This is a genomic window from Cryobacterium sp. TmT2-59, assembly GCF_004403545.1.
Taxonomy (GTDB): Bacteria; Actinomycetota; Actinomycetes; order Actinomycetales; family Microbacteriaceae; genus Cryobacterium; species Cryobacterium shii.
Genome location: NZ_SOGM01000023.1, coordinates 23,645 through 50,473 on the forward strand (window position 1 = coordinate 23,645; position 26,829 = coordinate 50,473).

19 protein-coding genes and 1 tRNA gene are annotated in these 26,829 nt (G+C 69.4%); 6 read left to right on the forward strand and 14 right to left on the reverse strand.

Annotation, left to right across the window (positions count from 1 at the left end; translation table 11 throughout):
• Window positions 1-7 precede the first annotated feature (7 nt).
• From E3T24_RS04150 to E3T24_RS04180, 7 genes are all read right to left on the reverse strand, one after another.
• Window positions 8-5,335, reverse strand: coding sequence for an Ig-like domain-containing protein (locus E3T24_RS04150; RefSeq protein ID WP_134434318.1), 5,328 nt, complete (start codon window positions 5,333-5,335; stop codon window positions 8-10).
• A gap of 105 nt (window positions 5,336-5,440) precedes the next feature.
• A complete protein-coding gene (locus tag E3T24_RS04155; RefSeq protein ID WP_134434325.1) occupies window positions 5,441-7,177 on the reverse strand; it encodes a serine/threonine-protein kinase in 1,737 nt (578 codons plus the stop codon).
• The gene (locus E3T24_RS17505) at window positions 7,177-8,427 is read right to left on the reverse strand and encodes an FHA domain-containing protein (protein WP_134434319.1); all 1,251 of its coding nucleotides are present in this window, start codon (window positions 8,425-8,427) and stop codon (window positions 7,177-7,179) included. The genes E3T24_RS04155 and E3T24_RS17505 overlap by 1 nt, the downstream gene beginning before the upstream one ends.
• A 7-nt stretch (window positions 8,428-8,434) precedes the next feature.
• Window positions 8,435-9,313, reverse strand: a complete 879-nt coding sequence (locus E3T24_RS04165) for a protein phosphatase 2C domain-containing protein (protein WP_134368231.1) — start codon at window positions 9,311-9,313, stop codon at window positions 8,435-8,437.
• Window positions 9,314-9,362: 49 nt separating this feature from the next.
• Window positions 9,363-10,388: a TerC/Alx family metal homeostasis membrane protein gene (locus tag E3T24_RS04170; RefSeq protein ID WP_134368211.1), complete on the reverse strand. Its 1,026-nt coding sequence runs from the start codon at window positions 10,386-10,388 to the stop codon at window positions 9,363-9,365.
• Window positions 10,389-10,706: 318 nt separating this feature from the next.
• A tRNA-Glu gene (locus tag E3T24_RS04175) sits at window positions 10,707-10,779 on the reverse strand.
• A gap of 55 nt (window positions 10,780-10,834) precedes the next feature.
• Window positions 10,835-11,764, reverse strand: a complete 930-nt coding sequence (locus E3T24_RS04180) for a diacylglycerol kinase family protein (RefSeq protein WP_134368210.1) — start codon at window positions 11,762-11,764, stop codon at window positions 10,835-10,837.
• Between the two features lie 60 nt (window positions 11,765-11,824).
• Between E3T24_RS04180 and E3T24_RS04185 the strand changes: the two genes are divergently transcribed.
• From E3T24_RS04185 to E3T24_RS04205, 5 genes are all read left to right on the forward strand, one after another.
• The gene (locus E3T24_RS04185; RefSeq protein WP_134368209.1) at window positions 11,825-12,463 is read left to right on the forward strand and encodes an MBL fold metallo-hydrolase; all 639 of its coding nucleotides are present in this window, start codon (window positions 11,825-11,827) and stop codon (window positions 12,461-12,463) included.
• A gap of 268 nt (window positions 12,464-12,731) precedes the next feature.
• Window positions 12,732-14,417, forward strand: coding sequence for a hypothetical protein (locus E3T24_RS04190; protein WP_134434320.1), 1,686 nt, complete (start codon window positions 12,732-12,734; stop codon window positions 14,415-14,417).
• A gap of 144 nt (window positions 14,418-14,561) precedes the next feature.
• A complete protein-coding gene (locus tag E3T24_RS04195) occupies window positions 14,562-15,281 on the forward strand; it encodes an ABC transporter ATP-binding protein (RefSeq protein WP_134410805.1) in 720 nt (239 codons plus the stop codon).
• Entirely contained in the window at window positions 15,278-16,576 is a 1,299-nt protein-coding gene (locus E3T24_RS04200) for an ABC transporter permease (RefSeq protein ID WP_134368206.1), read from the forward strand. Before E3T24_RS04195 ends, E3T24_RS04200 begins: the two co-directional genes overlap by 4 nt.
• The gene (locus E3T24_RS04205; RefSeq protein WP_134368205.1) at window positions 16,569-17,231 is read left to right on the forward strand and encodes a TetR/AcrR family transcriptional regulator; all 663 of its coding nucleotides are present in this window, start codon (window positions 16,569-16,571) and stop codon (window positions 17,229-17,231) included. Before E3T24_RS04200 ends, E3T24_RS04205 begins: the two co-directional genes overlap by 8 nt.
• A gap of 142 nt (window positions 17,232-17,373) precedes the next feature.
• Here the strand turns inward: E3T24_RS04205 and ald are convergent, their stop codons facing one another.
• Window positions 17,374-18,492 (reverse strand): alanine dehydrogenase, encoded by a 1,119-nt coding sequence (gene ald / locus E3T24_RS04210; protein ID WP_134368204.1) that lies wholly within the window; start codon window positions 18,490-18,492, stop codon window positions 17,374-17,376.
• Window positions 18,493-18,840: 348 nt separating this feature from the next.
• On the opposite strand from ald, the gene E3T24_RS04215 reads away from it, so the two are divergent.
• Window positions 18,841-20,070, forward strand: a complete 1,230-nt coding sequence (locus E3T24_RS04215) for a PucR family transcriptional regulator (RefSeq protein ID WP_134368203.1) — start codon at window positions 18,841-18,843, stop codon at window positions 20,068-20,070.
• Here E3T24_RS04215 and E3T24_RS04220 read toward each other — a convergent pair.
• The 6 genes from E3T24_RS04220 to E3T24_RS04245 all read right to left on the reverse strand — a co-directional run bounded on the left by E3T24_RS04220 (window position 20,067) and on the right by E3T24_RS04245 (window position 26,685).
• Window positions 20,067-21,551 carry an amino acid permease gene (locus E3T24_RS04220; RefSeq protein WP_134368202.1) on the reverse strand — a complete coding sequence of 495 codons (1,485 nt, stop codon included), beginning with the start codon at window positions 21,549-21,551 and terminating at the stop codon, window positions 20,067-20,069. The genes E3T24_RS04215 and E3T24_RS04220 overlap by 4 nt on opposite strands.
• A 61-nt stretch (window positions 21,552-21,612) precedes the next feature.
• The gene (locus E3T24_RS04225) at window positions 21,613-22,455 is read right to left on the reverse strand and encodes an ABC transporter permease subunit (protein ID WP_134434321.1); all 843 of its coding nucleotides are present in this window, start codon (window positions 22,453-22,455) and stop codon (window positions 21,613-21,615) included.
• Window positions 22,442-23,425, reverse strand: a complete 984-nt coding sequence (locus tag E3T24_RS04230; protein WP_134368200.1) for an ATP-binding cassette domain-containing protein — start codon at window positions 23,423-23,425, stop codon at window positions 22,442-22,444. The genes E3T24_RS04225 and E3T24_RS04230 overlap by 14 nt, the downstream gene beginning before the upstream one ends.
• A 24-nt stretch (window positions 23,426-23,449) precedes the next feature.
• Window positions 23,450-24,652 carry a DUF2092 domain-containing protein gene (locus E3T24_RS04235; protein ID WP_134368199.1) on the reverse strand — a complete coding sequence of 401 codons (1,203 nt, stop codon included), beginning with the start codon at window positions 24,650-24,652 and terminating at the stop codon, window positions 23,450-23,452.
• Window positions 24,653-24,773: 121 nt separating this feature from the next.
• On the reverse strand, window positions 24,774-25,217 hold the full coding sequence (locus E3T24_RS04240; protein ID WP_134368198.1) for an SRPBCC family protein: 444 nt from the start codon (window positions 25,215-25,217) through the stop codon (window positions 24,774-24,776).
• A gap of 4 nt (window positions 25,218-25,221) precedes the next feature.
• Entirely contained in the window at window positions 25,222-26,685 is a 1,464-nt protein-coding gene (locus E3T24_RS04245) for an NAD(P)/FAD-dependent oxidoreductase (protein ID WP_134434326.1), read from the reverse strand.
• Between the last annotated feature and the right edge of the window lie 144 nt (window positions 26,686-26,829).

Below are 26,829 nucleotides of genomic sequence, written 5' to 3' on the forward strand. Positions count from 1 at the left end.
GAGGCGCCTAGGGAGCCGTGGCCCACCGTTGCCAGGGGCTGTTCAGACTGATCGGACCGGATATCTCGACTCGGACGTCCTGGTTGCCGTACTGTCCGGCGACGGCCGTCGACCGGTCCATGTAGCTGCCGGTGCGTTGGGTGCCCGCTCCGGAGAGGGTGAAATTCTGGGCCGTGAAGCGGTAACCGCTTCCCGTGACGATCTGCACCGTGTACGTGCCGTTCGGAATCCGGGCGTAGTCGAACGCGATCCAGTTCCCGACCGGCGCTCCGCCGCCGCCGTCACGAATGGCGAGCGTCGGCGGCGCCGGCGGCGGGGGCGGCGGCGCGGGCTGGGGCGTGGCCACGTTCGACTGGGTCCACCCGCTGCACCCGCGCGCGTTGCAGGCCTGCACCTGGTAGTGGTAGGGGGTGTTCACCGTGCCGGTGGCCGAGGCCGTGCGAGCCCCGCCGGTGGACCCGGTGCCGTTGCTGCCCTGGATCCACTGGTAGTTGTAGCTCGTGACACCGCGGCCGCCATCGCTGGACGGGGCGGACCAGGCCAGGCTCAGGGCCCCGGTGCCCTGTCCCGGCGCGTCCAGGTTCGCGCTCGCCGGTGCGCCCGGCACCCCGAAGGGCGTGACCGTGTTGCTCGCCCCTGAGGCGCTGCCCTGGCCGATCGCGTTCCAGGCGGAGACGGTGAATAAGTAGTTCGTCCCGTTCCGGAGGCCGCCGATGGCATGGGTGCCTGCCGACATCACGTCGAGGCTCCCGCCGCCGCCGGCGGTCCAGCTGATGGTGTACCTGGTGATCGGCGAGTTGTTCGACGGCGGAGCGGCGAACTTCACGGTGGCGCTGCCGTCGCCCTCGACCGCGGTCGGGGTGTTGGGGGCATCCGGAACGTTACGGATGACGAGCGTGACGCGTCCCTGCGTTTCGCGGCCCGGGTCCCGCGTGGCGTCCTGGATCCGGTAGACCACGGTCAGGGTTCCGGTGGCGCCCGAGCCGGTCTTCACCGTGACCCCGGAGGCGGTGTGGCTGACCGTCGCAGTGCCGACCTGCTGCTCGATGGCGGCCGAGATCACCGTGAGGGGCTTCCCGTCCTGCGCGTAGGGGTTGTAGTCGTTGTCCAGCACGGGGATGGCGACGGACTGGCTCGGCCGGGTCTCGATGCCGGTGCCGTTCGGCCCGGAATCGTCGACGGCCTGCGGCTTGGCCCGCGTGGAGGACACGACCGTGACGTTCACCGACCCCGGAATCGTGAACTCCTTGTAGGTGACCGTGAACGAGAGGGTGACCTTCTTGCCCGGCTGCACGCCGAGCGGCGCCGAGATCGAGAGGTCGGCGCCGCTCAGGGTCGCCGCGACATCCGCCGAGGTGCCCCCGGGCGGACCGTAGCTGAGCTGCTGCACGATCTGGGGGTTGGGGTGCCCGCTGGAGGTGCGCAGGTTGACGACGAGCGCCGGCTCCCCGGCCTGGATCGTCACGTTCGGGGGTGTGAAGGTGGGCGGCACATCTTCGGAGTTCGGGTCGCCCACGGTGACCGGGATGGTCAGGGTCGCCTGGTTTCCCTTCGGGTCGCCGGCGGAGGTACCGTCGGTCACCACGAAGGTGACGGAGGCCGGTCCGCGGTAGTCCTGAGCCGCGGAGAAGGTCAGGGTGCTCGGGTCGACCAGGGGCGAGGACCCGGACGCGTTGGTCGCCGTCGCGGAGAGGATCAGGGCGGGCCGCCCGGAGGGGACCTCCACGATGTCGGCCAGGTTCCAGGTCTTCGAACCGTTCATCCGCACGAGCTGCTCCGGCAGCGCCTTCAGGAAGGGCGGCGGGAAGGCCTGCTCGGCGGCCGGCTTCTCTTTCTCGTCCGGATCCGGTTTGGCGGGAACGATGATGAAGGCCGTGGCCCTGAGCTTGTCGACGTCGTTGGTGAGGCGGTAGGCGATGGCCTGCCGCACGTTCTTCGGGGTGACGGTGACGGTGCCATTGGGCAGGATCGTGCCGGATGCCGCGTTCGGGCCCTCGAGGCTGATCACGAGGTCTTCGATCAGGCCGCTGGGGTTCTCGGCCTTGTCGAGCACCTTGACGTCGACGCTCTTCTCGGTGAGCACGTCCTTGGGCTCGATGACGTGGTCGATGGCGCTCGGGTACTGGGCCTTGGCGTCGGCGGTCACCTTGACCTGCACGAACGCGGTCGCCGCGCCGCCGTGGCCATTGGTGATCTCGTAGCGCAGGGTGTAGCTGCCCTCGACCGCGGGGGCATCGATGATGATCCGGCTGCCGTTCACCTTCGCAGTGATGCCCTCCTGGACCTCCGGCAGCTTCTTCGAGAGGGTCAGCTTGTACCCGTTCGGGTCGGAGTCGTTGAGCACGACCGGGATCGATCCCGCGCGGCCCGGTTTGATCTCGATCGCGTCGTCGACGGCGTTAGGCGGGAGGAGGGCCACCGGCCGGGGGATCACGCCGATCCGAACGGTCCCGGTCGCCGTGGCGCCGTAGGTGTCCGCCACCTCGTAGGTGAAGGAGTCGGTGCCGGCCGTGCCGGGGTAGGCCTCGTAGACGAAGAAATCACTGCCCCGCTTGGTGATGCGCCCGAGGGCCGGCGGCGTCGTCACGTCGGTCAGGTAGACGGAGTCGCCGTCGGGGTCGATGCCGTCCAGGGGCACCTGCACCTTGATGATCGAGTCTGCGAACGTGCGCATGGTCAGCGGCAGCGGCGTCGGCGCCCGGTTATTCGCCTTGTCCGGCCCGATCACGGTGAAGCGCACGACCGCGGTCGCGGTCTCCAGGTACGGGTCGGTGATGGCGTAGGCGATGCTGTACGCGCCGGGTTCCTTCGGGGCCTGGTAGCGCACCTGCTTACCGGTGACGAACGCGAGCCCCCCGGCGTTGGCGGTGTCCACGAGGTCGGGCGAGAGCGTCATCGTTCCCGAGTCCGGGTGGTAGTCGTTGTCCAGCACGGGCACGCTCACGATGTCGCCCGCGCGCACGCTGACCGAGTCGTCGACGGCCACCGGGGGCTGGTGCTTCACAAGCGGCGGCACCGGGACGATGGTGATGCCGGCCGTCGAGGTGCCCTGTCCGTCGCTGATCGTGTAGGTGAACTGCACCTGCTGGGTCAGCGCCGCCGAGGCGGTCACCCGGAGCACGGTGTTGGTGAGGATTTCGACCGAGACCAGGTCCTGGGCGCCCGAGGTGTCCACGGATTGCACCGCCAGCACCCGGCCGCTCGGGGACACGTCGTTGCCCAGCACCGGCACCGTGAGCGGTTCGCCGGCGCGCAGGTAGGCGGTGTCCTTGACCGCGATCGGCGGTAACACCTCGGTTGGATTCTCGGTCACGTCCACCCGGATCAGGCCGACGCTCGACGCGGCCCCGGCGCCGAGGCTGTAGGTGAAGACGTAGCTGCCCGCCTCGGGAGCGGAGACGGCGACGGTGCCGCGGTCCAGGTTCGGCACGGCGGTCACGTTTTCGGGCACATCGTTGACCCCGATCAGGGCCAGGGGCTCGCCGGACGGGGACACGTCGTTGGCGAGCGGTTCGACCAGCACGGTCTCGCCCACGAAGGTGGTGGCGAAGTCGGGGGTGCCGACCGGGTTCAGGCTGCCGGGGGCCTTGACCTCGACGGTGAGCACGCCGGTCGAGGTGAGCGTGCCGTCCGACACGACGAACTGCACCTCCTTGACCCCCAGCTCTGAGGTCTTGCTCTCGAAGGTGATGAAGCCCTCCGGTCCGAACCGCACCCCGTCTCCGGTGGTCGGCGAGGCGGATACGAGGTAGATGTCGTCGCCGTCGGGGTCGATCCAGTCGCTGAGCACGTTGTAGCTGACGATCTGCCCCTGCTCGACGGAGATCGCGCCGGCCCGGTTCGACACCGGGGCCTCGTTGAGTTCGAACGGGCGCACGGTCAGGTTCACGCTCGCCTCGGCGACGGCCCCGCGGCCGTCGGCGACCGTGTAGCGGAAGCTGACGGTTCCGGCCAGGTCGGCGGCCGGGGAGAACTGCAGCGCCCGGCCACCGTCGATGTAGTCGAGCCGCCCCTGCGCCTCGTTGAACCCGTTCGTGTTGACCACGGTGAGCACGTCGCCGTCGGGGTCGGTGTCGTTCTCGAGCACGGGCAGCACGGTGGTCTTGCCGGGTCGGATCCCGTAGTTGTCGTCGTGGGCGAGCGGGGCCCGGTTCTGCGGGGTGCGCTCGGCCAGGGTGTCTTCGAAGGACTGCTGGGACGCCTTCTCGTCGCCCTCCTCCGAGTCCTCCTCCTGGGGCGGCGTCACCTCATCCCAGTTCTCCACCAGTCGCATGTTGGCGTCGACGAGCCACACGTTCCCGTTGGACAGGTTGTTGAGTGCGATGACGTTCCGGTTCACCCGGAATTCCAGCGTCGAGCCCTGCGTCGCCTGGGCGATGGTCTGCCGATTCGGTTTCTTGTCGGTGCAGGCGGCCAGGTACTGCTGGGCTCCGGCCCAGGCGCCGTGCGCGCATCCGTTCAGCCAGACCGGTGTCGACACGTCCTTCGGGTCGGTCAGGGGGGTCTTGATCCCGGCCGGCACCGTGGTGATGTCACCGCCGCCGAGGGGGACCTCGAGCAGGGAATCGCCGGTTGCGACCACGGCGAAGGCGTTCTCGGCTCCGCTCTGCTGCAGCTTCAGCGCCTGCCCCGGGAGGTCGATCGGGGCTCCGCCGTCGACGATCAGCCGGTCCTTCTCGGTGTCGAGCACGACCGGCGTCTCCCCCACCGCGGCCAGTTGGTGCGCGCCGAGGCGGGGCAGGTCGCTGCGCTGTGGCTCACTGCCGGGCTCGGCGATGGTGACCAGCTTCTTCTTCGCCGGCGAGGTGCCGAACACGGCGCCCGCCCGGGAGACGGCGATGTGAGCGCCCTTGCCGAGTTTGAGAACCGGATCGGTTTTCTTGGGGTCGAAGCTCAGTTCCTGCGCTGCGTTGATCACCCAGACCTGGCCGGTCCCGGGCGCCAGGACCGCGATCGTGTCGCCGCCGTAGGCGATCTCCGAGCCGACCGGCACGTCGACGCGCTGGCCGAGGGTGGTGAAGGAGGGGTCCACCCGCTCGAGGGAACCCACGCTCTCGTCGTAGAGGAAGACGTCGTCGCCGTCCTGCAGCACGGTGAAGGCGTTGGATGCCGCGTTCACGGAGCCGTTCAGCTCTTCGATCTGCCGGTTGAGCCGACCCGCGAGCAGCTGTTTGCCGTTGGTCACCCAGACGTCCCGGGCGGTGAGGTCGACGTCGGTGACCGGGAAACCCTGGTGCAGCACCGCGAACGTCAGCGGGATGCCCGCCATGACGGCGATGGCGACGACGGATGCCGCGGCCTTGCGGGCACGAAGCCACCGGCTGAAGGACCCCACCCTGTTGCCCCTCGCCCAGTTCGTTTCGCCTCGCAGAAGTCCTCGACGGACCTCTCCCCGGGGAATACGCTAACACGCCGGAGGCGCATTCTCACCCCACACGGGTCAGCGGTTGCAGACCCGGTTGGCCTCGGAAAGTTTGCCGTCGCCGCGTTGCAGATACAGGTCGACGCACACCCGTTCGCCCGGGGTCACCTCGTCGACGGCGATGTCCGCGGTGGAGCTCAGTTTCGGCTGGTTCGGCGTTTCTGCTCGCGCCCACCGGTACACGTCGCCTTCCTCGGGGTCGGGGTTGGCCACGGTGAACGTCACGACGGTGCCGTCGACGGAGGTGGCCGTGCCGGTGAGCGTGAGAACGGGCACGCCCGACTCCATCGCGGCGTCTCCGCTGTCGCTGGACGGCGTCTTGACCGGGGCCATTCCGGGGGTGGTCTGGCTTCCCGTGACGACGACCGCGGCAACGACAGCGCCGATCAGTGCCACGCCGGCTGCTGCCGAAATCAGCAGGACCAGGCCGCGCCGGCGGCGAGCGGCGGGCTCGGCCGGGTCCGCGTTCGACGCGTCCGCGTTCGACGCGTCCGCGTTCGGCGGGTCCGTCTGGTGCGGCAGGCTCTCCCCCGTCGGCACGACCGGTTTCCGCGGCCGCAGGACGGTGTCGGACGCCCGCCCGCGCATCACGGTGGCGTCGCCGGACTCGGGCGTTGCCGGGTTGCGCGGGGACTGGGGGCGGATGACGACGGCCCCCCTGACCCGCGTTTCCCCGCCGTCCGGGGAGGGAGCAGAGGGGACGGGTGCTGCGCCGGCCGGCTGGGCGGCGATGCTGACGACGGAGCGCGCCCGGGTCTCATCGGCACCGGCCGGTGAATCCGCCGACGCGCGCGCCGGACGGCCGGAGGGGTCCGTCCCGGACGGGGCCAGGCGCGGGACCTCGATCGCGGTCGCCGAGTAGCCCAGCTCGAGCTCGATTCGCTGCAGGGCCCTGGCGAAGTCCACGGCGCTCGCGTAGCGGGCCGCCGGGTTCTGCGCCATCCCCTTCGCCAGCACGGCTTCCAGCGACCGGGGCACGTCCCCCCGCCCGATCGGCGTGATCGCGCCGCGTTCGATCCGGCCGATCAGGTCGAGCGTGCCGTTGGACCGGCCGCGGATTTCGAAGGGCGTGCGGCCGGCGAGAAGCGTGTGGATGGTGGCGGCCAGTGAGAACACGTCGCTGCGGACATCCGGCACCGGGTCGTCTTCGAACATCTCGGGCGGCGACCACGGCACGCTCATCCCCACCGACTGGGTTTCGGCGGCGGCGCCGGCAGCGAGCACGGCTGCCGGGCCGACGGCCTGCGCCTGCACGGGGAGGTCGCTCTCGAGCGTGGAGGAGATGCCGAAGTCGGTCAGCGCGGGCCCGCCGAAGTCGTTCGTCAGGACGTTGCCCGGTTTGATGTCGCGGTGCAGGATGCCGGCGGCGTGTGCCGTGGCGACCGCGCCGGCCAGGCGCACTCCGATGTGCAGGGAGTCCTCGACCGTGAACGGGTCGCGCTTGTACCGCTCCGACAGGCTCGGGCCCGAGCAGTACTCCATCACGAAGTAGGGGCGCCCGTCCCCCGCGACGCCGGCGTGGTAGATCGTGACGATCGACGGATGCGTGGACAGCCGGGCCATCAAGTTCGCCTCGTCGACGAACCGGGCCCGGGTGGACTCGTTCAACTGCTCGGTCAGCAGCACCTTGACGGCCACGCGGCGGCGCGGCAGCTGCTGGTCGTAGAGGAAGACGTCAGAGAAGCCGCCGGAGCCCAGGGTCTGCACGTAGTCGTAGCCGGGCAGTTCGGGTGGGAGGGATACGGCGCGGCCCATCATTCCTCGCTCACGGTGAGGGTCAGGCCACTGCCCAGATCGATGACGGTCCCCACCAGGACCGACGCCGATTCGCCCCTGCGCAGTTTCTGCGGCGGCCGGCCGGGAAGCACGATCACGGTGCCGTTGCGGGACTGGAGGTCGGTGACGACGACGGTGTCACCCTCCACCGTGACCCGCACGTGGTTGCGGGAGATGTCCTGGTCGCGTCCGCCGAGGCTGACCAGGCGCGGCAGCCGGCCGCCGGGCACCTGGCTCACGCTGGGGGCGCGTCCGATCAGGACCGGCTGCGGTCCGAGCGGTTCGCGGCCTCCGCCGGGCAGAAGCAGGAACAGTGCGGGAAGGGCCGGCGCGGGCACGACCGGCGCTGACAGGACCGGCGCGGGCGGCCCCGGCTCGGGCCGGGCCACGCCCGAGGCGCTCCTCAGCTTGTGGAGGTCGCCGCTCATCACCGTCAGCCCGTCATGGTGGTCGGTGTCCACGGAGGATTCGGGCGCCCCGCCCGGCGGCCGACCCACGGATCGACGGAGATTCACGACCGTCTCATCGCTGATGGCCTCGTCCGGGACGGGGATCACCGGAGCACTGACCGGCGGGACGATGATCTGCGGATCGCTGATCTGCGGAACGCTGACCGGCGGGGCCGCGACCGTTGCCGCCACGGGCACGACCGGCACGACCGGTGCGACCGGTGCGACCGGGACGACCGGAGCGGTGGGCGCGATGGGCGCTACCGGCGCAACCGGGACAACCGCCACGACCGGTGCGCCGGGCCGCGATGCGGCTCCGCGCGGGTTCAGGACGATCCAGCGGGACCTCACCATCCCGCAGGAAAGGGGAAGCGCGGCGCGCTCGAGACGCCCGTTGAACTCGTCTGTGGCGGGTCCGCACTCGAGCAGGAAGGCCGTCACCGAGGCGACGGACTGTTCCCGCCAGGTGGCCACGCCGGCGCCCGACAGCAGCACCTCGCCGGCACCGGTCGACAGCCGCAGTGCCACGTCGCCGCGCACGATGGCGTGCACGGTCGCCCCGTCGCCGAGGTCACCCTCCCACGTCAGCAGCACGAACGGAGGCGCCGTGAACACCCCTTCGGACGTCAGGGCATCGAGAACGCCCTGCACGCCGCCGTCGAGGCCGGACCACAGCCGGTCCACCGTCCGCTCGGAATCCTCCGTGCGCACCACAACCAGCCGCCCGGCCTGCGTCGCCGCCAGCCAGTCCCCCGACTCATCGTGTTGATACGAGAGCATGTGTCATCTACCCCTGGCTTCTCGGCCTCGTGTCCTCGAGGTGCTCGTGCATCCCCGTCGCACGGTCCCGTGTGCTGTCGTCGTCCGCATCCTGCCCCGGATCATCCAGGACCGACTCGATGTATACGACCGTAACGTTATCGTGTCCGCCCCGTGCCAGCGCCGCGTCGACGAGCACGTCCGCCAGGGACCTCTCGGTCTCGGCGGTCCCGTCGTAGGCGGCCAGCAACCGGGCGATCTCGGAGGTGCCCAGTTCCTTGGTCAGCCCGTCGGAGCAGATCAGGAAGGAGTGCCGGCCCCGGGCCGGCAGCAGCCAGACGTCCGCGTCGACTGACTCGTCGGCGCCGATCGCCCGGGTGATCACGTTGCGTTCCGGGTGGTGTTCGGCTTCCACTGCGGAAATGAGTCCGGCATCCACCATTTCCTGCACCGCCGAGTGGTCGACGCTCAGCTGGGTGAGCGTGCGCCCGTCCCAGGTGTAGACGCGGGAGTCGCCGATGTTGAATGCCATCCAGTGGAAGCCCACATCGTCGCCCGCGTCCACGAACGCGACGCCCGCGAGGGTGGTCCCGGAGACGGCTGTGCCGTAGTCGTCCACGGCGCTGAGATCCCGCACCGCGTCGTTCGAGGAATGGATGGCGTCCAGGATGCGTTCCGGCGTCGACGGCGTGTCACGGGCGATGTGCTCGTCGAATACCCGGACGACCGTTTGGCTGGCCACGTCACCGTGGGCGTGGCCGCCCATGCCGTCGGCCACCAGGAAAATCGGCGACTGCGCCAGAAAGCTGTCCTCGTTGATCTTGCGCTCACGGCCGACGTCGGTTCGGGCGCTGAACACGAAGCGCGCGCGACTTGCCGGGAGCACGATCTCGATCTCACTCTGCATGGCCACGTCTGCTCCAGTGTTCAGTTCCGATTGCCGCACGTCGACGGGGTCACTCCTCGGCGAGGTGGGGGATCTCTTCGGCGAGGGTGTGTCCGCGCCGGCGGGCGTCCCGTGACGCCTTGATCACGCTGGCAATAGTAGCGACAGCCATGGAGACCACGATCACGCCGAGGGAGGTCCAGGTGTCGATTTCCGGCGCCCACTCCACGCCCTGGCCGCCGTTGATGAATGGCACCTCGTTGGTGTGCAGGGCGTGCAGGACGAGCTTCACGCCGATGAAGAAGAGGATGAACGCGATCCCGTACTTGAGGTATTCGAGGCGTTCGAGCAGGCCGCCGAGCAGGAAGTAGAGCTGGCGCAGCCCCATCAGGGCGAAGACGTTGGCGGTGAAGACGATGAACGGGCTCTGGGTGATGCCGAAGATCGCCGGAATCGAGTCGAGGGCGAAGACCAGGTCGGTCGTGCCGATCGCGAGGAGCACGATCAGCATCGGGGTGAAGACCTTCTTGCCATCGATCAGGGTGCGCAGCTTCGAGCCGTCGAAGGTCGAGGAGACGTTCAGGTGGGTGCGCAGGAAACGGATGAAGGCGTTGTCCGCCTCGTCCTCTTCCGGTTCCTTGGCCAGCGCCTGATGCACGGCGGTGTAGAGCAGGAACGCACCGAAGATGTAGAAGATCCAGCTGAAGTTCTCGATCAGCTGGGCGCCCAGCAGGATGAAGATGCCGCGCAGCACGAGCGCGATGATGATGCCGACGATCAGTACTTCCTGCTGGTATTTACGGGGCACCGAGAACCTCGCCATGATGATGACGAAGACGAACAGGTTGTCGATGCTCAGGCTGTATTCGGTCAGCCAGCCGGCCAGGAACTGGCCCGCGTGCTCGGCGTCGGCCAGGAGGAGCATGAGCAGGGCAAAGACCAGGGCCAGGGCGACGTAGAACACCACCCACAGGGTGGCTTCCTTCATGGATGGCACGTGAGGGCGTTTGAAGACGATCAAGAGGTCGGCGAGCAGGATCACCGTCAGGATGACGAGGGATCCGACTTCGAACCAGAGCGGGAGAGCAAGTTCCATGGGGGCGGGGGGCCTTTCACTAGCGGGATGCTGACGGAGTGCAGCACGAAACCCGAAAGTCTCTCCCGCATCGATCACTCGATGCTGCCGCGCCGGGGCCCCGGCACCGCGGCCCGTGTTGACGTTCACGGCACAGGACCCGAATCAGGCCCACAGGGATACTCCCCTTCACTTGGAGGAGTCTACCGGGCCGCGGCGGCTTTCTCGTCCCGTTGCACGCCGTCTGCCACCGGTCACCGGCCGACGGGTGCCGGGTGCCGGGTGCCGGGGCCGTTAAAGCAAAAACTCCCCCGGGGTTGCCGGGAGAGTTTCAGGTTGTGACCCCAGCGGGATTCGAACCCGCGTTACCGCCGTGAGAGGGCGATGTCCTAGGCCGCTAAACGATGGGGCCGTTTGCAACTCGTCGAGTATGCCACACGGATGAGCGGGAAACCAAACTGAGCGCCTCAGGCGCAGACGAAGAGGGCTCCGGGCACCACGTCGACCTGCACGGGAAGGGCCCCGATCCGCTCCCCGTCGGCATACGCGAACACGCCCTCGGCGTCCATGCGCACGCTGCGGCAGCGGGTGATCTCGACCTGCGGCAGGCCTGTATGCGTTCCGGAGAATACCTTCGGGAACACGCGCAGGAAACCGATCCGGGACAGCGGGGTGACGACGAACAGGTCGAGCAGACCGTCGTCGATGACCGCGTCCGGGGCGATCCGCATGCCGCCGCCGATCGAGACGTTGTTGGCGACGGAGATCAGCATCGCGCGTTGGGTGCGCTCCACGCCGTCGACCGTGAGGCGGTAGGTGAGGGGCTTGAACGTGGCGAGCACCAGCAGCATGGCCAGGGTGTACCGGCTCTTGCCGCGGGGGCGGCGCATCCGGTTGGCCCGTTCGTTGACGACGGCGTCGAACCCGGCCGAGAGCACTCCGGCGAACCAGGTCGTGACGTCCCCGCACGTTGCCCGGCCGCAGTCGATGGCGCGCGGCGCCCGGGCGAGGGCGGCGAGGAGGTGACGGATGGCGGCATCCGTGTCGTCGACGGGGATGCCCAGCCCGCGGGCGAGGTCGTTTCCCGTGCCGCAGGGCACGATGGCCAGCGGTATCGTCCGTCCGGCCAGGAGGTTCGTGCCCAGGCTCACCATCCCGTCTCCGCCCACGACGACGAGCACGTCGACCCCGGGGACCAGCAGCGCCAGGACCTCGAGGCGCAGCAGCTCGAAGCTGACCTCGCTCCGGACGGTCACGTCGTGGCCTGCCGCTCGAAGGGCGACGACGACCCGCGGACCGACGTCGCTCCGGCGGCCGAAAGAGGCGTAGGCGTTGATCGCGACGACGAGGCGGAGAGTCGGGCTGGGGGGTGCGGCCCGGGGAGGAACAGAATTCACCGCTCCAGTATCGCGCCTCGCCAAGTTGCAGCGCGCCGTAATTGGGTATTAGCTCGACCCATGAAACTGACGAAGCTGGAGCATGCGGCACTCATCGTGGACAAAGCCGGTCACAAGTTGTTCATCGATCCCGGCTCGTACACGAGCCCGCTGACCGAGACGGCGGGCGCCGTGGCCGTCGTGATCACCCACGAGCACCCGGATCACTGGACTCCCGAGCAGCTCGACCGCATCCTGGCGCTGAACCCGGAGGTTCCGATCTTCGCTCCGGCCGGGGTGGCCCACGCTGCAGCCGGGTATCAGGTGACCGTCGTGTCGGCCGGTGACACGGTCGAGGTCGGGCCGTTCACCCTGAGGTTCTTCGGCGAGAAGCACGCGGTCATCCACGAATCGATCCCGGTGGTCGACAACATCGGGGTGCTCGTCGACGATGAGCTCTACTACGCCGGAGACTCGTTCACGGTCCCCGACGGAGTGGCCGTGGACACCCTCGCCGTTCCGGCCGGGGCCCCCTGGCTGAAGATCAGCGAGGTGATGGACTACGTGCTCGAGGTCAAGCCGCGACGCGCCTTCCCGACGCACGAGATGCTGCTCTCCCGAGCCGGCAAGGAGCTGTCGAACGCGCGCATCCGCTGGGCCACCGAGCAGAACGGCGGCGAGTACTTCCCGCTCGAGCCCAACGAGTCCCTCGACCTGTAATACATCGCACTCCTTTCGGGGGTAGCTCTGTAGGAATCCCACAATGTTCACGGGGCCAGCCCGGAATGTGTTGGCCTCAGTCCTGAACTTTTTCGCGCCTTCGATTCTGCGTCCGGCCCACTGCTACGTTCGTGACACTCCGGCGCGCCACCGTGCCGTGCGGCCTTCGACCAGCGGCCGCCACGCCGGAGTCAGTCCGCGCACCGCACACACACCACGCGAGTTCCGGTATGCCCGCATGCCCGCTCACGTCTTTCGAGGAGCCTCAATGATGAGATCTGACCGTGCCCTGTCCCGCCGAAGCACTCTGGGCATCCGTTCCACCCTGACCGGGCTCACCCTGCTGCTGGTCTTGCTGCTGACCTTCTTCTTCCTCACCACGGGGCGGCTCGCCAGCGGCGCCGGAGAGCTCTCCGCCGGTGCTGTCCAGGTGCAGAACGGCTCCGTGAAGGTCGCCGGTGGCGCGGCGAAGCTCGCCGAGGGCGCCGAGGCCCTGTCGGTGGGCGCGGCCTCCGCGGCATCCGGAGCGACCGACCTCCAGGCCGGGGTGAGCCGGGCCAACACGGGTGCCGGCAGCCTGGCGACGGGCGCGGAGAGCGCCTCGGCCGGGGCAGGCACGCTCCTGGAGGGAGCGCTCACGAGCGTCAGCGGCAGCACCAGGCTCATGCTCGGCGCCGAGTCCGCCGCACGGGGCGCGGAGAGCCTGTCCACCGGCGCCGCCAGCGTCGCCACCGGAGCGAGCACTCTCGCCACCGGTGCCGGGGCGGCTGCGACCGGTGCGGCGACTCTCGCCGCCGGCGTCACCGCGGCCGGTACCGGCGCCACGAAGGTCTCCGCCGGCGCGACGACAGTCTCCGCGGGTGCGGCAAGCCTGGCCGGCGGCGCCGGCCAGGCTGCCGCCGGCGCAACGACGGCTCGTGACGGTTCGATCCTGCTCGCCGCCGGCACGGCATCCGCTGCTCAGGGCGCGGACCAGGCCCGGCGCGGGGCCGAGGCACTCGCACAGGGAGCAACCGGGCTCTCTACCGGGGCCGGCAGCGTGGCCGCGGGCGCCACGAAGCTGGATGCCGCCCTCGCCACCCTCGCCGGCCAGGTTGAGGCGGACACGATCAGCCGGGACGCCCTGCTGGCCACCCTCAAGGGACTGAGCTCCGCTGCCTCCACCCTGCGCACGGGCACCACGGGACTCGAGTCCGGGGCCGGGGCCCTTCGGGACGGTTCCGCCGCCCTCCGCGACGGATTGACGCCGCTGAGCGCGGGCACAGCGGTTCTGCAGACGAAATCCGCGGAACTGCGGGACGGACTCACCGCCCTCGCCAGCGGCATGGCCCAGGTGTCCGGCGGAGCCGCCCGACTGGCCACGGGCGCCGGCGCCCTCGCCACGGGAGCCTCCGAACTCCAGGTCGGCACGCAGGCGCTCACCGTCGGATCCGAACGGGTCGCGGCAGGCACCAGCGCGGTTTCCACCGGTGCGAGTTCCCTTCAGGGCGGCGTCGGCCGAGTGGCCGCCGGCGCCTCATCGTTGTCCGAGGGAGCGACGACCCTGGCAACGGGCGCCGTGAGCCTCGCCGACGGCGCAACCCGCATCTCGGTCGGCGCCGGATCACTGGCCGAGGGCACGCAGACCCTCGCGGCGGGGGCATCCACGCTGGTCCTCGGAACCACCGCACTCGAAACCGGGTCCACCGCCCTGGCCACGGGCACCGAGAAGGTATCGGCCGGATCCGGGACGCTCCTCGAGGGCGCGAACACGCTCGCTGCGGGCACCGCCGAGCTGAGTGACGGCAATGAGAAGGTGGCCGCGGGTTCCGGCCGGCTGGCCGATGGTGCCGAGACGGTGAGCTTCAATCGTGCGGCACCCTGGATCATCATCGTGGTCGGACTGGCCCTGGCGGGAGCAGCCGTCTGGCTGCTCCGCCGCCTGAGAATGGCTCGCCTCGGAATGGCGCGCTGACCGACGACAGGCAGGCGGCGGGGCCCGGATCAGTCGATCCGGGCCCCGCTCTGTTCGTTCCGCCACGATTTCGATGCAGTTACTGTATTTTTGTCTGTGTACCCACGGAATGCCCACCTCTCGCCCAAAAGGATCCCGACTCCCATGACAGTTCCCGTTCTCTCCGCCCAGAACATAGGCAAGTCTTATGGGAGCGGGTCCAACCGGTTCGACGCGCTCAAGGGCGTCTCCCTGGACATCCACGCGGGCGAATCGATCGCCATCGTGGGTAAGAGCGGGTCGGGCAAGTCCACGCTGATGCACCTCCTCGCACTGCTGGACAACCCCGACAGCGGCGCACTCCTGGTCGAGGGCACCGACGCCAGAAAGCTCAAGGGCAAGGAGGTGAACCGGCTGCGCAATCAGGACTTCGGCTTCGTGTTCCAGCAGTTCTTCCTCACCGCCAATGCCACCGTGCTCGAGAACGTGGTGCTGCCGCTCAAGATCGCCGGCGTCAGCCCCCGGGAACGCAAGGCTCGCGGAATGGCCGCGCTCGAGCAGCTGGAGCTGGCCGACAAGGCGAAGAACAAGGCGATGAACCTGTCCGGCGGACAGAAGCAGCGTGCCGTCATCGCCCGCGCCCTGGTCAACAACCCGAAAGTGATCTTCGCAGACGAACCGACCGGCAACCTGGACACGGCCACCGGAGCGGTCGTCGAGGACATCCTCTTCTCGCTGAACCAGGACAAGGGCATCACCCTCGTCATCGTCACCCACGACATCGAACTCGCGGCGCGCTGCGACCGCCGAATCTTCATCCGCGACGGACTCGAAGACACCGCCGCCCGACCGGCCGGCCGCAGATCAGCAGGAGCACACGCATGAAGTTCATCGACATCGTCAAGACCGCGATCGCCAACAGCTTCCGCAGCAAGCTCCGCACCGGCCTGACCGTGATCGCGATCTTCATCGGCGCGTTCACCCTCACCATCACCAGCGGAATCGGAACCGGGGTCACGAGCTACATCAACACCCAGGTCTCCTCGATCGGGGCCGCGGACGTGCTGACCGTCTCGAAGACCAACGACGCCGCGGCGTCGGGCACGGGTCCCGCCCCCTACGACCCGGAGAAGGCCACCACGGTCAGCCTGGGCAACGGATCACGCCCGGGCAGCACCATCCAGGCCCTCACCACCAAGGACCTCGAGGCCATCAAAGACACCAAGGGAATCCTCGGCGTCGACCCGTCCGTGCAGGTGACGCCCGACTACATCCAGCACGACGGCGGCGGCAAGTTCGAGTTGACCGTCAATCCGACCGCCACGCTCACCACGGCCGATCTCGCCGCCGGCGCGCAGCTGGACAACGACAGCAGCACTGACCAGATCCTGGTGCCCACGACCTACCTCGACACGCTCGACTTCTCTTCCGCCAAGGCCGCCATCGGCCAGACCGTGACCATCGGCATCCGGGACTTCGCGGGGACCGTGCAGGAAGTCCCGGCGACCGTCGTCGGCGTGCAGAACGAAACCCTTCTCGGCGCCGGCGCCGGCCTCAACCAGCCGCTGACCGACCGGCTGCACGCCATCGAGGTCGACGGCGCACCGGAGGCTTCCTCCCAGAGCTACGCGACCGCGACCGCCCGGTTCGACCCGAAGGCGTCCGAGGCGAAGATCACCGCGATCAAGGCGGACCTCGCCGACCAAGGCTATGCGTCGCAGACCGTGGCCGACCAGATCGGGTCATTCGAGACCGTGATCAACGTCATCATCGGCGTGCTCAACGCCTTCGCCGTGATCGCCCTGATCGCGGCCGGCTTCGGCATCATCAACACGCTGCTGATGAGCGTTCAGGAGCGCACCCGCGAGATCGGCCTGATGAAAGCCATGGGCATGAACGGCGGCCGCGTCTACACCCTCTTCAGCACCGAAGCGGTGTTCATCGGGTTCCTCGGCAGCGCACTGGGCGCACTCGTGGCGGTGGGCGTCGGTTCGCTGGTCAGCAACATCCTCGCGGACACCGTCTTCTCGAATCTCCCGGGCCTACAGGTCGTGCAGTTCGCGCCCAGTTCGATCGCGATCATCATCGGCGTGGTCATGCTGATCGCCTTCCTCGCCGGCACGCTGCCGGCCAGGGCCGCGGCCCGGCAGAACCCGATCGACGCTCTGCGGTATGAGTAGTCCCGTGCCCGATGGCCCGGCCGGGGCCGACGAGGGGCTGCGCGCCCGCAAGCGCGCAGCCACCCAGTCGGCCCTGGAACGGGCGGCGGTCTCGCTCGCTCTGGAGCACGGCTACGACAACGTCACCGTCGACATGATCTGCGAGGCCGCCATGGTCTCGCCGCGCACGTTCTTCAACTATTTCGGCACCAAGGAAGGCGCGTTCCTCGGCGGCACTCCGCCCGCGCCGACGGATGCCGAACACCAGGCGTTCGTGCACGGCACCAGCCGTGATGTGCTGGGAGACCTCGTCGGAATGATCGCCGACGCGATGGCCGACCACTCCCCCGACACGGACCTGCTCCGCCGGCGGAGGATGCTGATCGAGCGCACCCCGGAACTCCTCACCGGCGAGACGTCCCGCATCGCGGAGCTGGAGGAGCACCTGGTGAAGCTGGTGTTGGAACGCTTCGCGGTGCAGGGGCGCACCGAGGCCCGCACCCCCGACCTGGCCGACGAGGCGCGGATGGTCGTCTCCCTCGCCGGCAGCGTGATGCGCTACTCGATGCAGAAGTGGTTCTCCGGCGGTTTCACCGGCACCCCCGTCGAGCTGCTGCACCACTCCCTCGCCCTGGTGCGGCGCGTCGCCGGATCGATCGCTCCCGCCGCCCGTTGACGCCACCTCCCCACCGGACTCCCGGCGTGGAAGGTTCGTGGCGCACCCTGTGGACGCGGGCGCAGGGTAGAACCTGCGCCCGCGTCACCAGGGTGCGCCGCGACGGATGCCGGCACCACGGCCGAGCCCCGGGGTGGCGAGGCTACGCGGTGACCAGCTCGCGCCAGTCGGCCAGGGGCAGGCCGTGCGCTTCGGAGACGGAACGGTTCGTGACCCGCCCGGCGGCGATGTTGAGGCCGAGGGCCAGGGCCGGATCGCGCTCGAGGGCCGCCTTGACGCCCAGGTTGGCCAGCGCCAGCGCGTAGCGCAGGGTGACGTTGGTCAGCGCGTAGGTCGAGGTGTTCGGCACCGCGCCGGGCATGTTGGCCACGCAGTAGAAGATCGAGTTGTGCACGCGGTAGGTCGGGTCCTCGTGGGTGGTCGCGTGGGTGTCCTCGAAACAGCCACCCTGATCGACGGCGATGTCCACCAGCACGGAGCCGGACTTCATCCGCGCCACGAGCGCGTTGGTGACCAGTTTCGGGGCCTTGGCGCCGGGGATCAGCACGGAACCGATGACCAGATCGGCATCCGTCACCGCGATCTCGATCTCGTAGCTGTTGGACGCGACGGTCTTCAGCCGGCCCTGGTACTGCGCGTCGAGCTGGCGCAGGCGGTCGATGTTGATGTCGAGGATGGTGACGTCGGCGCCGAGGCCCATGGCCATCGCTGCGGCGTTCGTGCCGGCCACGCCGGCGCCGAGCACGACGACCTTGGCGGGACGCACCCCGGGAACGCCGCCCAGCAGCACCCCCTTGCCGCCGGCGGGTGCCATCAGGGACTGCGCGCCGACCTGCACGGCCAGCCGGCCGGCGACCTCGCTCATCGGTGCGAGCAGCGGCAGGGCCCGGTTGGCGGTCTGTACGGTTTCGTAGGCGATGGCGGTGACGCCGGCCTCGGTCAGGGCGCGGGTCAGTTCCGGCTCAGCGGCCAGGTGCAGGTACGTGAAGAGGATCAGGCCCTCGCGGAAGCGGTGGTACTCGGCCTCGACGGGCTCCTTGACCTTCATCACCATGTCGGCGCGGGCCCAGACCTCGTCGGCGGACGCGACCAGCTCGGCGCCGGCGACGTGGTACTCGTCGTCGTTGATACGCGAGCCGAGACCGGCACCCATCTCGATCAGCACGGTGTGGCCGTTTGCCAGGAACTCCTGCACGCCGGAGGCGGTGATGGCTACGCGGAATTCGTTGTTCTTGATTTCCTTGGGTACACCGATGATCATGATCGACTCCGTTGCTCGGGGAACGCTGTGGCTGAGGCCGCCGGGCCCGGTTTCGACGTCGGACCAGCGGCGGGGTCAAGACTAGAACCACGTTCACTCCCCCGGCCGGCCGGCGTCCGGCCCGGACCGAGTGCGGAGCCCGTCCCAACCGGCCCGATCCGCGCGGAAAACAGCGAACTTGCCTTTTTGTTCAGGGGTTTTTCTGTCATCTCCGCTGGAAGGGAACGGCCGTTCCGGCGCAAACCGAACGACCGCCCGGATTGTCACTCGACAAATGTCGAACGTCGGGACGGCAAACGTCGCCTGATGTCCGTTCCACGCCCCGTCGGGCATCTAGCATTGACCCACATGAACAGCGCGGAGATCGAAGACCTGGTGGAGGCCCTCGCGGCCGCGCTCGACCGCGCCCTCTCGCTGGAAGACCTCGACGGCGGCCTGCTGGCCTACAGCCGGGACCAGCCGCTCGCCGACAGTGTGCGCGTCAACTTCCTGCTCAGCAAGAAGGTCCCGGCGGACGTCAGCGCCTGGCAGCTGCACCACGGCATCGCGACCGCGGTGCGCCCGGTCGTGGTCCCGGCCAACGTCTCATTGGGCATGCTGGGGCGGGTCTGCGTGCCCCTGATGGTGCGCGGGTTCCGCGTCGGCTACCTGTGGGCGATGCAGGGCTCGCACGACGAGTCCCCGGCCGAGATCCTCGGGGCGTTGCCTGCCGTGCGCGGCCAGCTCGACCGGCTGGCCGAGACGCTGCTGGACACGAAGACCGCCGAATCCGAGCACCGCCGGCAGCGCGAGGCGCTGTTCCTGGCGGCCTGCGACGCCGACACGGCCGCCATCGAGGAGCTCGCCGGCTGGCCGCAGGTGCATGCCGCCGGGCCCTGGCACCTCGCCACCCTGTTGCCGCGACCCGACGAGCCGGCGACAGCACGGGACGGCACGGCGGTCGACCCCGCCGCCGCGGTCCTGCTGCAGCGCATCTCGGCCCTCCAGGCCACCGTGGGCATCGACGCGGCCCGGTTCAGCGCCGGCACCGAGACGCATACCGTGGTGCTGCTGCGGGATTCCCCGGGAAGGGTGGTGCACACCGAGATCCTGCACCGGTACCGGGCCGAACTGGCCCGGCGCGGCGGCCGGGCCCAGCGCCCCGACCTGCTGGGGTTCAGCGAAGCGTTCCACGACCTCCGACGCTTTCCGGATGCCTACGTCCAGTCCCGCAAGGCGGTGCAGGCCGCCGCCGTTGACGCCCGACTGGGCACGATCGCCGACTTCCGGCAGATCGGCGTGTACCAGTTCCTCGCGGCCAGCAGCCGCAACCTCTCCCCGGTGGAATCGGTCTACTTCGCGGAGCTGCGGGACTTCGACGCCAACCATGAACTCCTGCCGATGCTTGAGCTGCTCTACGACACCGACGGTTCCGTGCAGGATGTCGCGGCAACGCTGCACCTGCACCGCAGCAGCATCTACAACCGGCTTGCGAAGATCCGCACCCTGATCGGGGTCGACCCGCTGGGCGGCCAGGTGCGGCTCGAACTGCACCTGGCCATGAAGGCCGCCCGCTGGTCGCGCCGGCCCCGGATCTAGCCGACGAGCGCCGCCTTCTCGGCGCGGGCCTCCGCCCGCCACTCCTCGATCCGGGCCTGCTGCAGCGGAGCCTTGCGGTTCACGTACCAGGCGCCGCCGAGCCCGAGGAACCAGAGCGGGGCCACGACCAGGGCGAGGCGCGTGTCATCCGCCTGACCGAGCGCCCAGAGCATGAAGGCGAAGAACGCCAGCACGACCCAGGGCATGAACCGGGCGCCGGGCATCCGGTACGTCGAGGCGGCGTGCAACTGGGGACGGCGGCGGAGGAAGGCGAGGTAGCTGACCATGATGATGGACCAGACGAACATGGTCAGCACCGAGGCCACCGAGGTGACGAGAGTGAAGGCGCCCATGAACGAATCACCGGTGTAGAGCAGCACCAGCCCGGCGAGCAGGAAGATGCACGAGAACAGCAGCGCGTTCCGGGGAACCTGGCGGCTGCTCAGCGTGCCGAACGCCTTCGGGGCGTTGCCGTCCTGCGCGAGGCCGTAGACCATCCGGGAGGTCGAGTAGATGCCCGAGTTGGCGCTGGAGGCGGCAGAGGTGAGCACGACCAGGTTGACGACGATGGCCGCGACTCCCAGCCCGGCCAGGGCGAACATCCCGATGAAGGGACTGCTGCCGGGGTCGATCGTGCGCCACGGGTTGACCGCCATGATGATGACCAGGGCGCCCACGTAGAACAGCAGCAGGCGCACGGGGATGGTATTGATGGCCCGGGGCAGGTTCTGCTCCGGGTCCTTCGTCTCCGCCGCCGCCGTGCCCACGAGCTCGATGCCGGCGAACGCGAAGATGGCGATCTGGAAGCCGAGCACGAAGCCGGCCACGCCGTGCGGGAACATGCCGCCGTCGTTCCAGATGTTGTCGAGGCCGGCGACCGCGCCGGAGGGCGAGGTGAAGTGGGTCGCGATCATGACCACCCCGGTGCCGATCAGGGCCAGGATGGCGAGCACCTTGACCAGGGCGAACCAGAACTCGGCCTCGCCGAAGGCCTTGACGCTCGGGAGGTTGAGCAGGATCAGCACGACCGGTGTGAGCAGCGCCGGGATCCACAGCGGAGTGCCCGGCGCGAGCACGTCGACGTACCCGGAGATGGCCACGATGTCGGCGACGCCGGTGACGACCCAGAACGCCCAGTACGACCAGCCGGTGAAGAAGCTCGCCCACGGCCCGAGCAGGTCGCCGGCGAAGTCGCTGAAGGACTTGTAGTCGAGGTTGGACAACAGGATCTCGCCCATCGCCCGCATCACGAAGAACAGCATGAAACCGATGGTCATGTAGACGAAGATCACGGATGGCCCGGCGAGGGAGATCGTCTTGCCCGCCCCCATGAACAGGCCCGTGCCGATCGTGCCGCCGATGGCGAGCATCTGGATGTGCCGCCGGCTCAGGGAGCGGGCGAGGTGGGGAACGCCGTGGGAGTCAGGGGCTTCGTTGTCGGTACGTGTGGTTGCGCCTGGCGCGGCGGTGCGTTCGGTCATGTGGAGCAACACTAGGGCCTTTCGGGGCACCTCCGGTGCACTTCGTGTGCCGGACGAGTCCCTACGAGAGGATGTCCTTGGTGGCGAATCGGCTGTAGGCGAGCGCCCCGAACACGGCGATGTACCCGGCCTGGAGCAGCGCGTTGTCGCCGAACGATGACAGGTCCATCGGCTGCCGCAACAGGTCGGCGAAGCCCAGCCAGTAGTGACTGAAAAGCCACGGATGCAGCCACGCCAGCTGCGGCAGCACGTCCAAGATCTGGGCGAGAACCGACACCACGACGGTGGCGGCCATGGCGCCCACGGGCACGTCGGTCAGGGTCGAGATGAACAGCCCGATCGCGGCGAACCCGAGCAGCGACACGGTCACGTACAGGGCGATCAGCGCCGAGCGCAGCAGCGAATCGGCCACACCGATGGTGTCTCCCGACAGGAGGGTCACGGGGCCCACGGGGAACAGGGCGGCACCGATGAGCGTGCCGGCCACCGCCAGGGTCAGGGTCGCGACCAGGCAGAACATCGCGACACCGGCGTATTTAACGAGCAGCAGCCGCACCCGGCCGGCCGGGGCGACGAGCAGGTACCGCAGGGTGCCCAACCCGGCTTCGCCCGCGATGGTGTCCCCGGCGACGACCCCGATGGTCAGCGGCAGGAACAGCGGGATCGCCACGATCATGGCGGTGAACGCGACGAACAGGCCGTTCTGGGTGACCCGGTCCAGGAACGGCGGCCCCTCCCCCGGCGCCAGCGTCTCCGACGACAGCCGGACTGCCACGGCGAGCAGGATCGGGATGAGGGCGATGGCGACCAGCACGGCCCAGGTTCGGCGGCGCCGGAACAGCACCGTCAGCTCGGAGCCGAGCAGGTCCCAGCCGGCGGAACGCGGCGCACTACTGGACGACATCGAAACCCTCCCCGGTCAGTGCGACGAATCGTTCTTCCAGGCTCGGTTCCTCGATCGAGAAGGCACGGATGCGCACCCCCGCGGCCACGAGGGCCGAGACCAGGGATTCCGGCTCGTTGATCAGGTTCTCCACCGTGTCACGCTCGAGCGGGGCCATAACCCAGGGGTCCTCGTCCGGCACGTCCGTGCGCCGGGGTACGAGTCCGAGGCGCGACAGCACGCCCTGCGCCGCCGCGGCATCCGGGGTGCGCAGCCGCACCAGGGTCTCGCCGACGTGGCGGAGGTCGGCCAGCGTGCCCTGGGCGACGAGGGTGCCGGCGCTCATCACGGCGGCGTGGGTGCACATCTGCTCGACCTCCGCCAGCAGGTGGCTGGACACGAACACCGTGGTGCCCTCGGCCGCGAGCGACCGCACGAGACTGCGCACCTCACGGGTGCCCTGCGGGTCGAGTCCGTTGGTCGGCTCGTCGAGCATGAGCAGCTCCCGCGGCTGCAGCAGGGCGTTGGCGATGCCGAGGCGCTGCTTCATGCCCAGCGAATAGGCGTGCACCTTTTTGCCCGCCGCGTGGGTCAGCCCCACCCGGTGCAGGGCCTCGTCCACCCGGACTCGCCGGGTGCGCGAGGGGGCGTGGCGGTCCGCGGTGTCGAACCGGCGCAGGTTGGCCGCCCCGGACAGGAACGGGTAGAACGCGGGGCCCTCGACGAGCGCGCCCACCCGGGGCAGCACCTCGTGCAGCCGGGACGGCATGTCCTGGCCCAGCACGCTGATCTGCCCGCTGGTGGCCTGGGTCAGGCCCAGCAGCATCCGGATGCTGGTGGTCTTCCCTGACCCATTGGGACCGAGGAATCCGAAGACGGACCCCCGCGGCACCGCCAGGTCGATGGCGTTGACGGCGATCTGCTCGCCGAAGCGCTTGGTGAGGCCCCGGCTCTCGATGGCAAGGTCGAGGGCCGGGGTGACGGGCGTCACTGTGCGCTGGTCACTGTGCGCTGTTCACTGGGCGCTTGCGGCGGCCTGGAGCTGGTCCACGGGGACCGATCCGGCGAAGAACCGGCCGTCGTCGGCCAGGAACACGTTGACCAGCGAGGTGGACAACAGCCGCCCGCCGTCAACCTTGGTGGCGACTTCGGACATCAGCGGGTTGTCGCCGAGTTCGGGGGGAACGGATGCCGCGGGAATCTCGACGATGGCGTCCCAGCCGGTGCCGGTCACGACGGGCAGTCCCTCGGTCGGGACCTCGGGCCTGGCCGTGTCGGGCGCGGCAACATCGGGCGCGGCGTGGTTGGCGGGCGTCTGCGGCAGCGCCAGTTCCTTGACGGTGGCGCCAGCCGGCGGGGTGAAGTCGAACAGGTCCGCGGAGGGAGCGCCGTAGTCCACGCTGCTGAAACCGACCTGGAAGGCCGGGTCCTTCTGGCCGGCGGCCCGCACGCTGACCTGAAGCGGCATTCCGGTCTCGGAGTCGACCGAGATCGAGACGGACTCCACCAGGGTGTCCGTGGCCTTGGGCGTGAGTACGAGTTCGTAGACGGTGCGACCGGCGACCCGGCCGTCGGTTCCGACCGTGACCACGGTGCTCGGGTCGATCTCACTCAAAAAGCGGTCCGCCAGCTGCGACGGCGTCGACACGTCGGCCGGGGCCTCTGCGTCGAGGGCGGCCATTTTGTCTTTCATGCTCGCTGCGGCGCCGGCGGGAATGGCCAGGTGAGCGGCGGTGTCGGTCTCGGAGTCGTAGAGCCAGGCGTCGCTGCCGTTGCTGACGATATTGCGCTCCGCCATGCGGTCCTGGATCTGGACGCGAACCTTGGCGGGCCCGTCAGTGCTTCCGTCAGTAACGCTTCCGTCAGCGGCGCTTCCGTCCACGTAGACCCGGGCCGTGTGCGAGCCGCTGAGCAGCTCCAGCACGGAGGAGAGGGCGCCGCTCGCCGCGTCTCCGGAACCGGACGCGCCCTGCTTTCCCGCCTGTCCGGACATCTCGGCCCCGAGGTCGATCGCGGGCAGACTGAGGTTCGCCGTCTTCTCCACGGTTCCGGAGAACGCCGTAACGGTGCTGTCGCTGACCATCAGGAGCACCTGCTGGGCCGTCTTGTCGGGCAGGTCTACGGCGGCGCCGGCCTGGAGCGGCACAGCGATCACGCCCACGGCGATCACGGCCGGAACGACGACGGCGGGAAGCCACTTGATGGATTTGTGCGACATGATCAACGACCTGTTCCGAGACGAATCATGCCTCGATGCTACGCCGCTGCGCTACCGATCCGGCCGGTTCCGCGCTGAGAGGTTGCCCACAAAGCGCGGCGAGCACGTCGAATTCGTCGGGCTAGGAGAGCCCGGCGCCGCCCTCTGCGAGGAACGAGAGTCGGCGCAGCGTCTCCACGTTTCGCACCCCGATGACCGAGTCGCGCAGGAACAGGGGCACAAACCGGCCGGGGCCGGCGGTGGCATCCTCGGTGAGGCGCACGACGCATCCGTCGCCTCGGGCCTTCACGTCCAGAGCCACGTGGGCCTCGCCGATCGGCCAGCCCCGGGCCTTGAAGAGCGCGTGCCGGGGCGGGTCCCACTCCAGAGCAGATGTGGTGTCGTCAATCAGGGCGGGCCAGACTCCGACGGAGTGATGGATGGCGCTTCCCTCTTTGGGCCACGTGGCGTCGACGTCCCGCATGCGGGAGGCTCCGACGACCCAGCTCGGGTACAGCCATCCGTCTGCCAGAACGGCGAAGACGTTCTCGGGCGGGCAGCTCATGGTGCGGTAGTTCACGGCCACGGTGTCACCTTTTTCGGTTGGATGGGGAGAGATCGGGGGCGGTGCGCACCCCGAGGTCATGTCGCAGGGCGCTCAGGGCCGCGTGCCAGCCGGCCAGGCCGTGCACGCCGGGGCCAGGCGGCGTGGACGACGAGCAGAGGTACACGCCGTTCAGGGGCGTGCGCCACGGGTCCGGGGAGAGGACCGGGCGGCGCACGAGTTGGGTCAGACTCACCTCGCCGGCCGAGATATCACCGCCGATGTAGTTGGGATTGTGCTGTTCCATCTGCGTGGCGGTGCGGCCGGCGCTGGCCAGGATGGTGTCCCGGAAACCCGGGGCGTATCGCTCGATCTGGCGCACGGTCGCTTCGGTTTGGTCGATGGTGGAGCCGCGCGGAACATGGGTGTACGCCCACAGGGTGTGCCGACCGGCCGGTGCGCGGCTGGGGTCGATGACGCTGGGCTGGGACACGAGCACATACGGATCCTCGGCGTGCCGACCGCGGGCGACGGTGTTCTCGGCTCGCCGGATCTGCGCCCGAGTGCCGCCCACGTGTACGGTGGCCGCCGCCCGCAATCCGGCCGCCTGCCAGGGCACCGGATCCGACAGGGCGAAGTCGACCTTGGCGACGCCGTTGCCGTACCGGAAGGCGCGCAGCCGTCGCGCGTAAGCGTCCGGCAGCTCGCCCTCGGCGAGCCGCAGTAGCGCCCGAGGTGTGAGGTCGAGCATCACCAAGCGGGCTGGCGGCAGGTCGCTCAGCCGACGCACCTCGGTGGACGTGACGATCTCGCCACCGTGAGCGAGCAGGTCGTCGACCAGCGCGGTCACGATCGCCCCACTGCCGCCGACCGGGATCGGCCAGCCGCCGGCGTGCGCATACGTGGCGAGAGTGAGGCCGGCACCGGCGGTGGCGATACTGGGCAGTGCCCTCATCGTGTGTGCACTGACGCCGGTCAGGAGGGCGGGCGCGGTTTCGCCCGAGAAGCGCAGGTCCCAGAGCGGGCTGCCCTGCTCGAGGGAGCGCACGCCGAAGCGCAGTGCGGTGGCCGGATGCTTCGGCAGACGCAGAAGCTGCCCCCCGGTGAACTCCGCCACCTGCCCGGAATGCGCTACGAGAGGCGCGAAGAGCCGGTTCCAGGCCGCGCCGTCCCGGCCCAGCTCGGCGACGGTACGGGACAGGCTGCGGTAGGCGAGGCCGGCGCTGCCGCCCGGCAGAGGATGCCCGTAGGAGACCTCCGGGACGGCCAGTTCGATCCGGTCCGCGAGCCCGAACCGCTGAAAGAACTCCGAAGCCAGCGCAAGCGGGTGCACGGCCGAACAGACGTCATGGTGGAAGCCCGGCAGGGTCAGCTCCGCGGTGGCGGCGCCCCCACCGACGCTGCCGGACTTCTCGTAGACGCGCACCGAGAGTCCGGCCCGGGCAAGGGTAACCGCGGCGGCGAGGCCGTTGGGACCGGAGCCGACCACGATCGCGTCGACCTCCGGCATTCCCCGCTGCACGGTCCCCATGTCACTCTCCACTCGTCATGGCCACAGTCTCCCCCATTACGGCGAGAATCGCGTGTACGGCCTTCCAGAGCTCTGGCGTGCGCTTCTCCAGATGTTGTTCGGGGTGTTCGTGACACGCAAAAG

What these genes read in the sequence shown, in the direction of transcription:
- E3T24_RS04155 (WP_134434325.1), bottom strand. Translation starts at nt 7,177, where the DNA reads ATGGGCCGCGCCGTATCCCTCCCACCCGAACTGCCCGGCTACGACTAC.
- E3T24_RS17505 (WP_134434319.1), bottom strand. Translation starts at nt 8,427, where the DNA reads ATGCTCTCGTATCAACACGATGAGTCGGGGGACTGGCTGGCGGCGACG.
- E3T24_RS04165 (WP_134368231.1), bottom strand. Translation starts at nt 9,313, where the DNA reads ATGCAGAGTGAGATCGAGATCGTGCTCCCGGCAAGTCGCGCGCGCTTC.
- E3T24_RS04170 (WP_134368211.1), bottom strand. Translation starts at nt 10,388, where the DNA reads ATGGAACTTGCTCTCCCGCTCTGGTTCGAAGTCGGATCCCTCGTCATC.
- E3T24_RS04185 (WP_134368209.1), top strand. Translation starts at nt 11,825, where the DNA reads ATGAAACTGACGAAGCTGGAGCATGCGGCACTCATCGTGGACAAAGCC.
- E3T24_RS04190 (WP_134434320.1), top strand. Translation starts at nt 12,732, where the DNA reads ATGATGAGATCTGACCGTGCCCTGTCCCGCCGAAGCACTCTGGGCATC.
- E3T24_RS04195 (WP_134410805.1), top strand. Translation starts at nt 14,562, where the DNA reads ATGACAGTTCCCGTTCTCTCCGCCCAGAACATAGGCAAGTCTTATGGG.
- E3T24_RS04200 (WP_134368206.1), top strand. Translation starts at nt 15,278, where the DNA reads ATGAAGTTCATCGACATCGTCAAGACCGCGATCGCCAACAGCTTCCGC.
- E3T24_RS04205 (WP_134368205.1), top strand. Translation starts at nt 16,569, where the DNA reads ATGAGTAGTCCCGTGCCCGATGGCCCGGCCGGGGCCGACGAGGGGCTG.
- ald (WP_134368204.1), bottom strand. Translation starts at nt 18,492, where the DNA reads ATGATCATCGGTGTACCCAAGGAAATCAAGAACAACGAATTCCGCGTA.
- E3T24_RS04215 (WP_134368203.1), top strand. Translation starts at nt 18,841, where the DNA reads ATGAACAGCGCGGAGATCGAAGACCTGGTGGAGGCCCTCGCGGCCGCG.
- E3T24_RS04220 (WP_134368202.1), bottom strand. Translation starts at nt 21,551, where the DNA reads ATGACCGAACGCACCGCCGCGCCAGGCGCAACCACACGTACCGACAAC.
- E3T24_RS04225 (WP_134434321.1), bottom strand. Translation starts at nt 22,455, where the DNA reads ATGTCGTCCAGTAGTGCGCCGCGTTCCGCCGGCTGGGACCTGCTCGGC.
- E3T24_RS04235 (WP_134368199.1), bottom strand. Translation starts at nt 24,652, where the DNA reads ATGTCGCACAAATCCATCAAGTGGCTTCCCGCCGTCGTCGTTCCGGCC.
- E3T24_RS04245 (WP_134434326.1), bottom strand. Translation starts at nt 26,685, where the DNA reads ATGCCGGAGGTCGACGCGATCGTGGTCGGCTCCGGTCCCAACGGCCTC.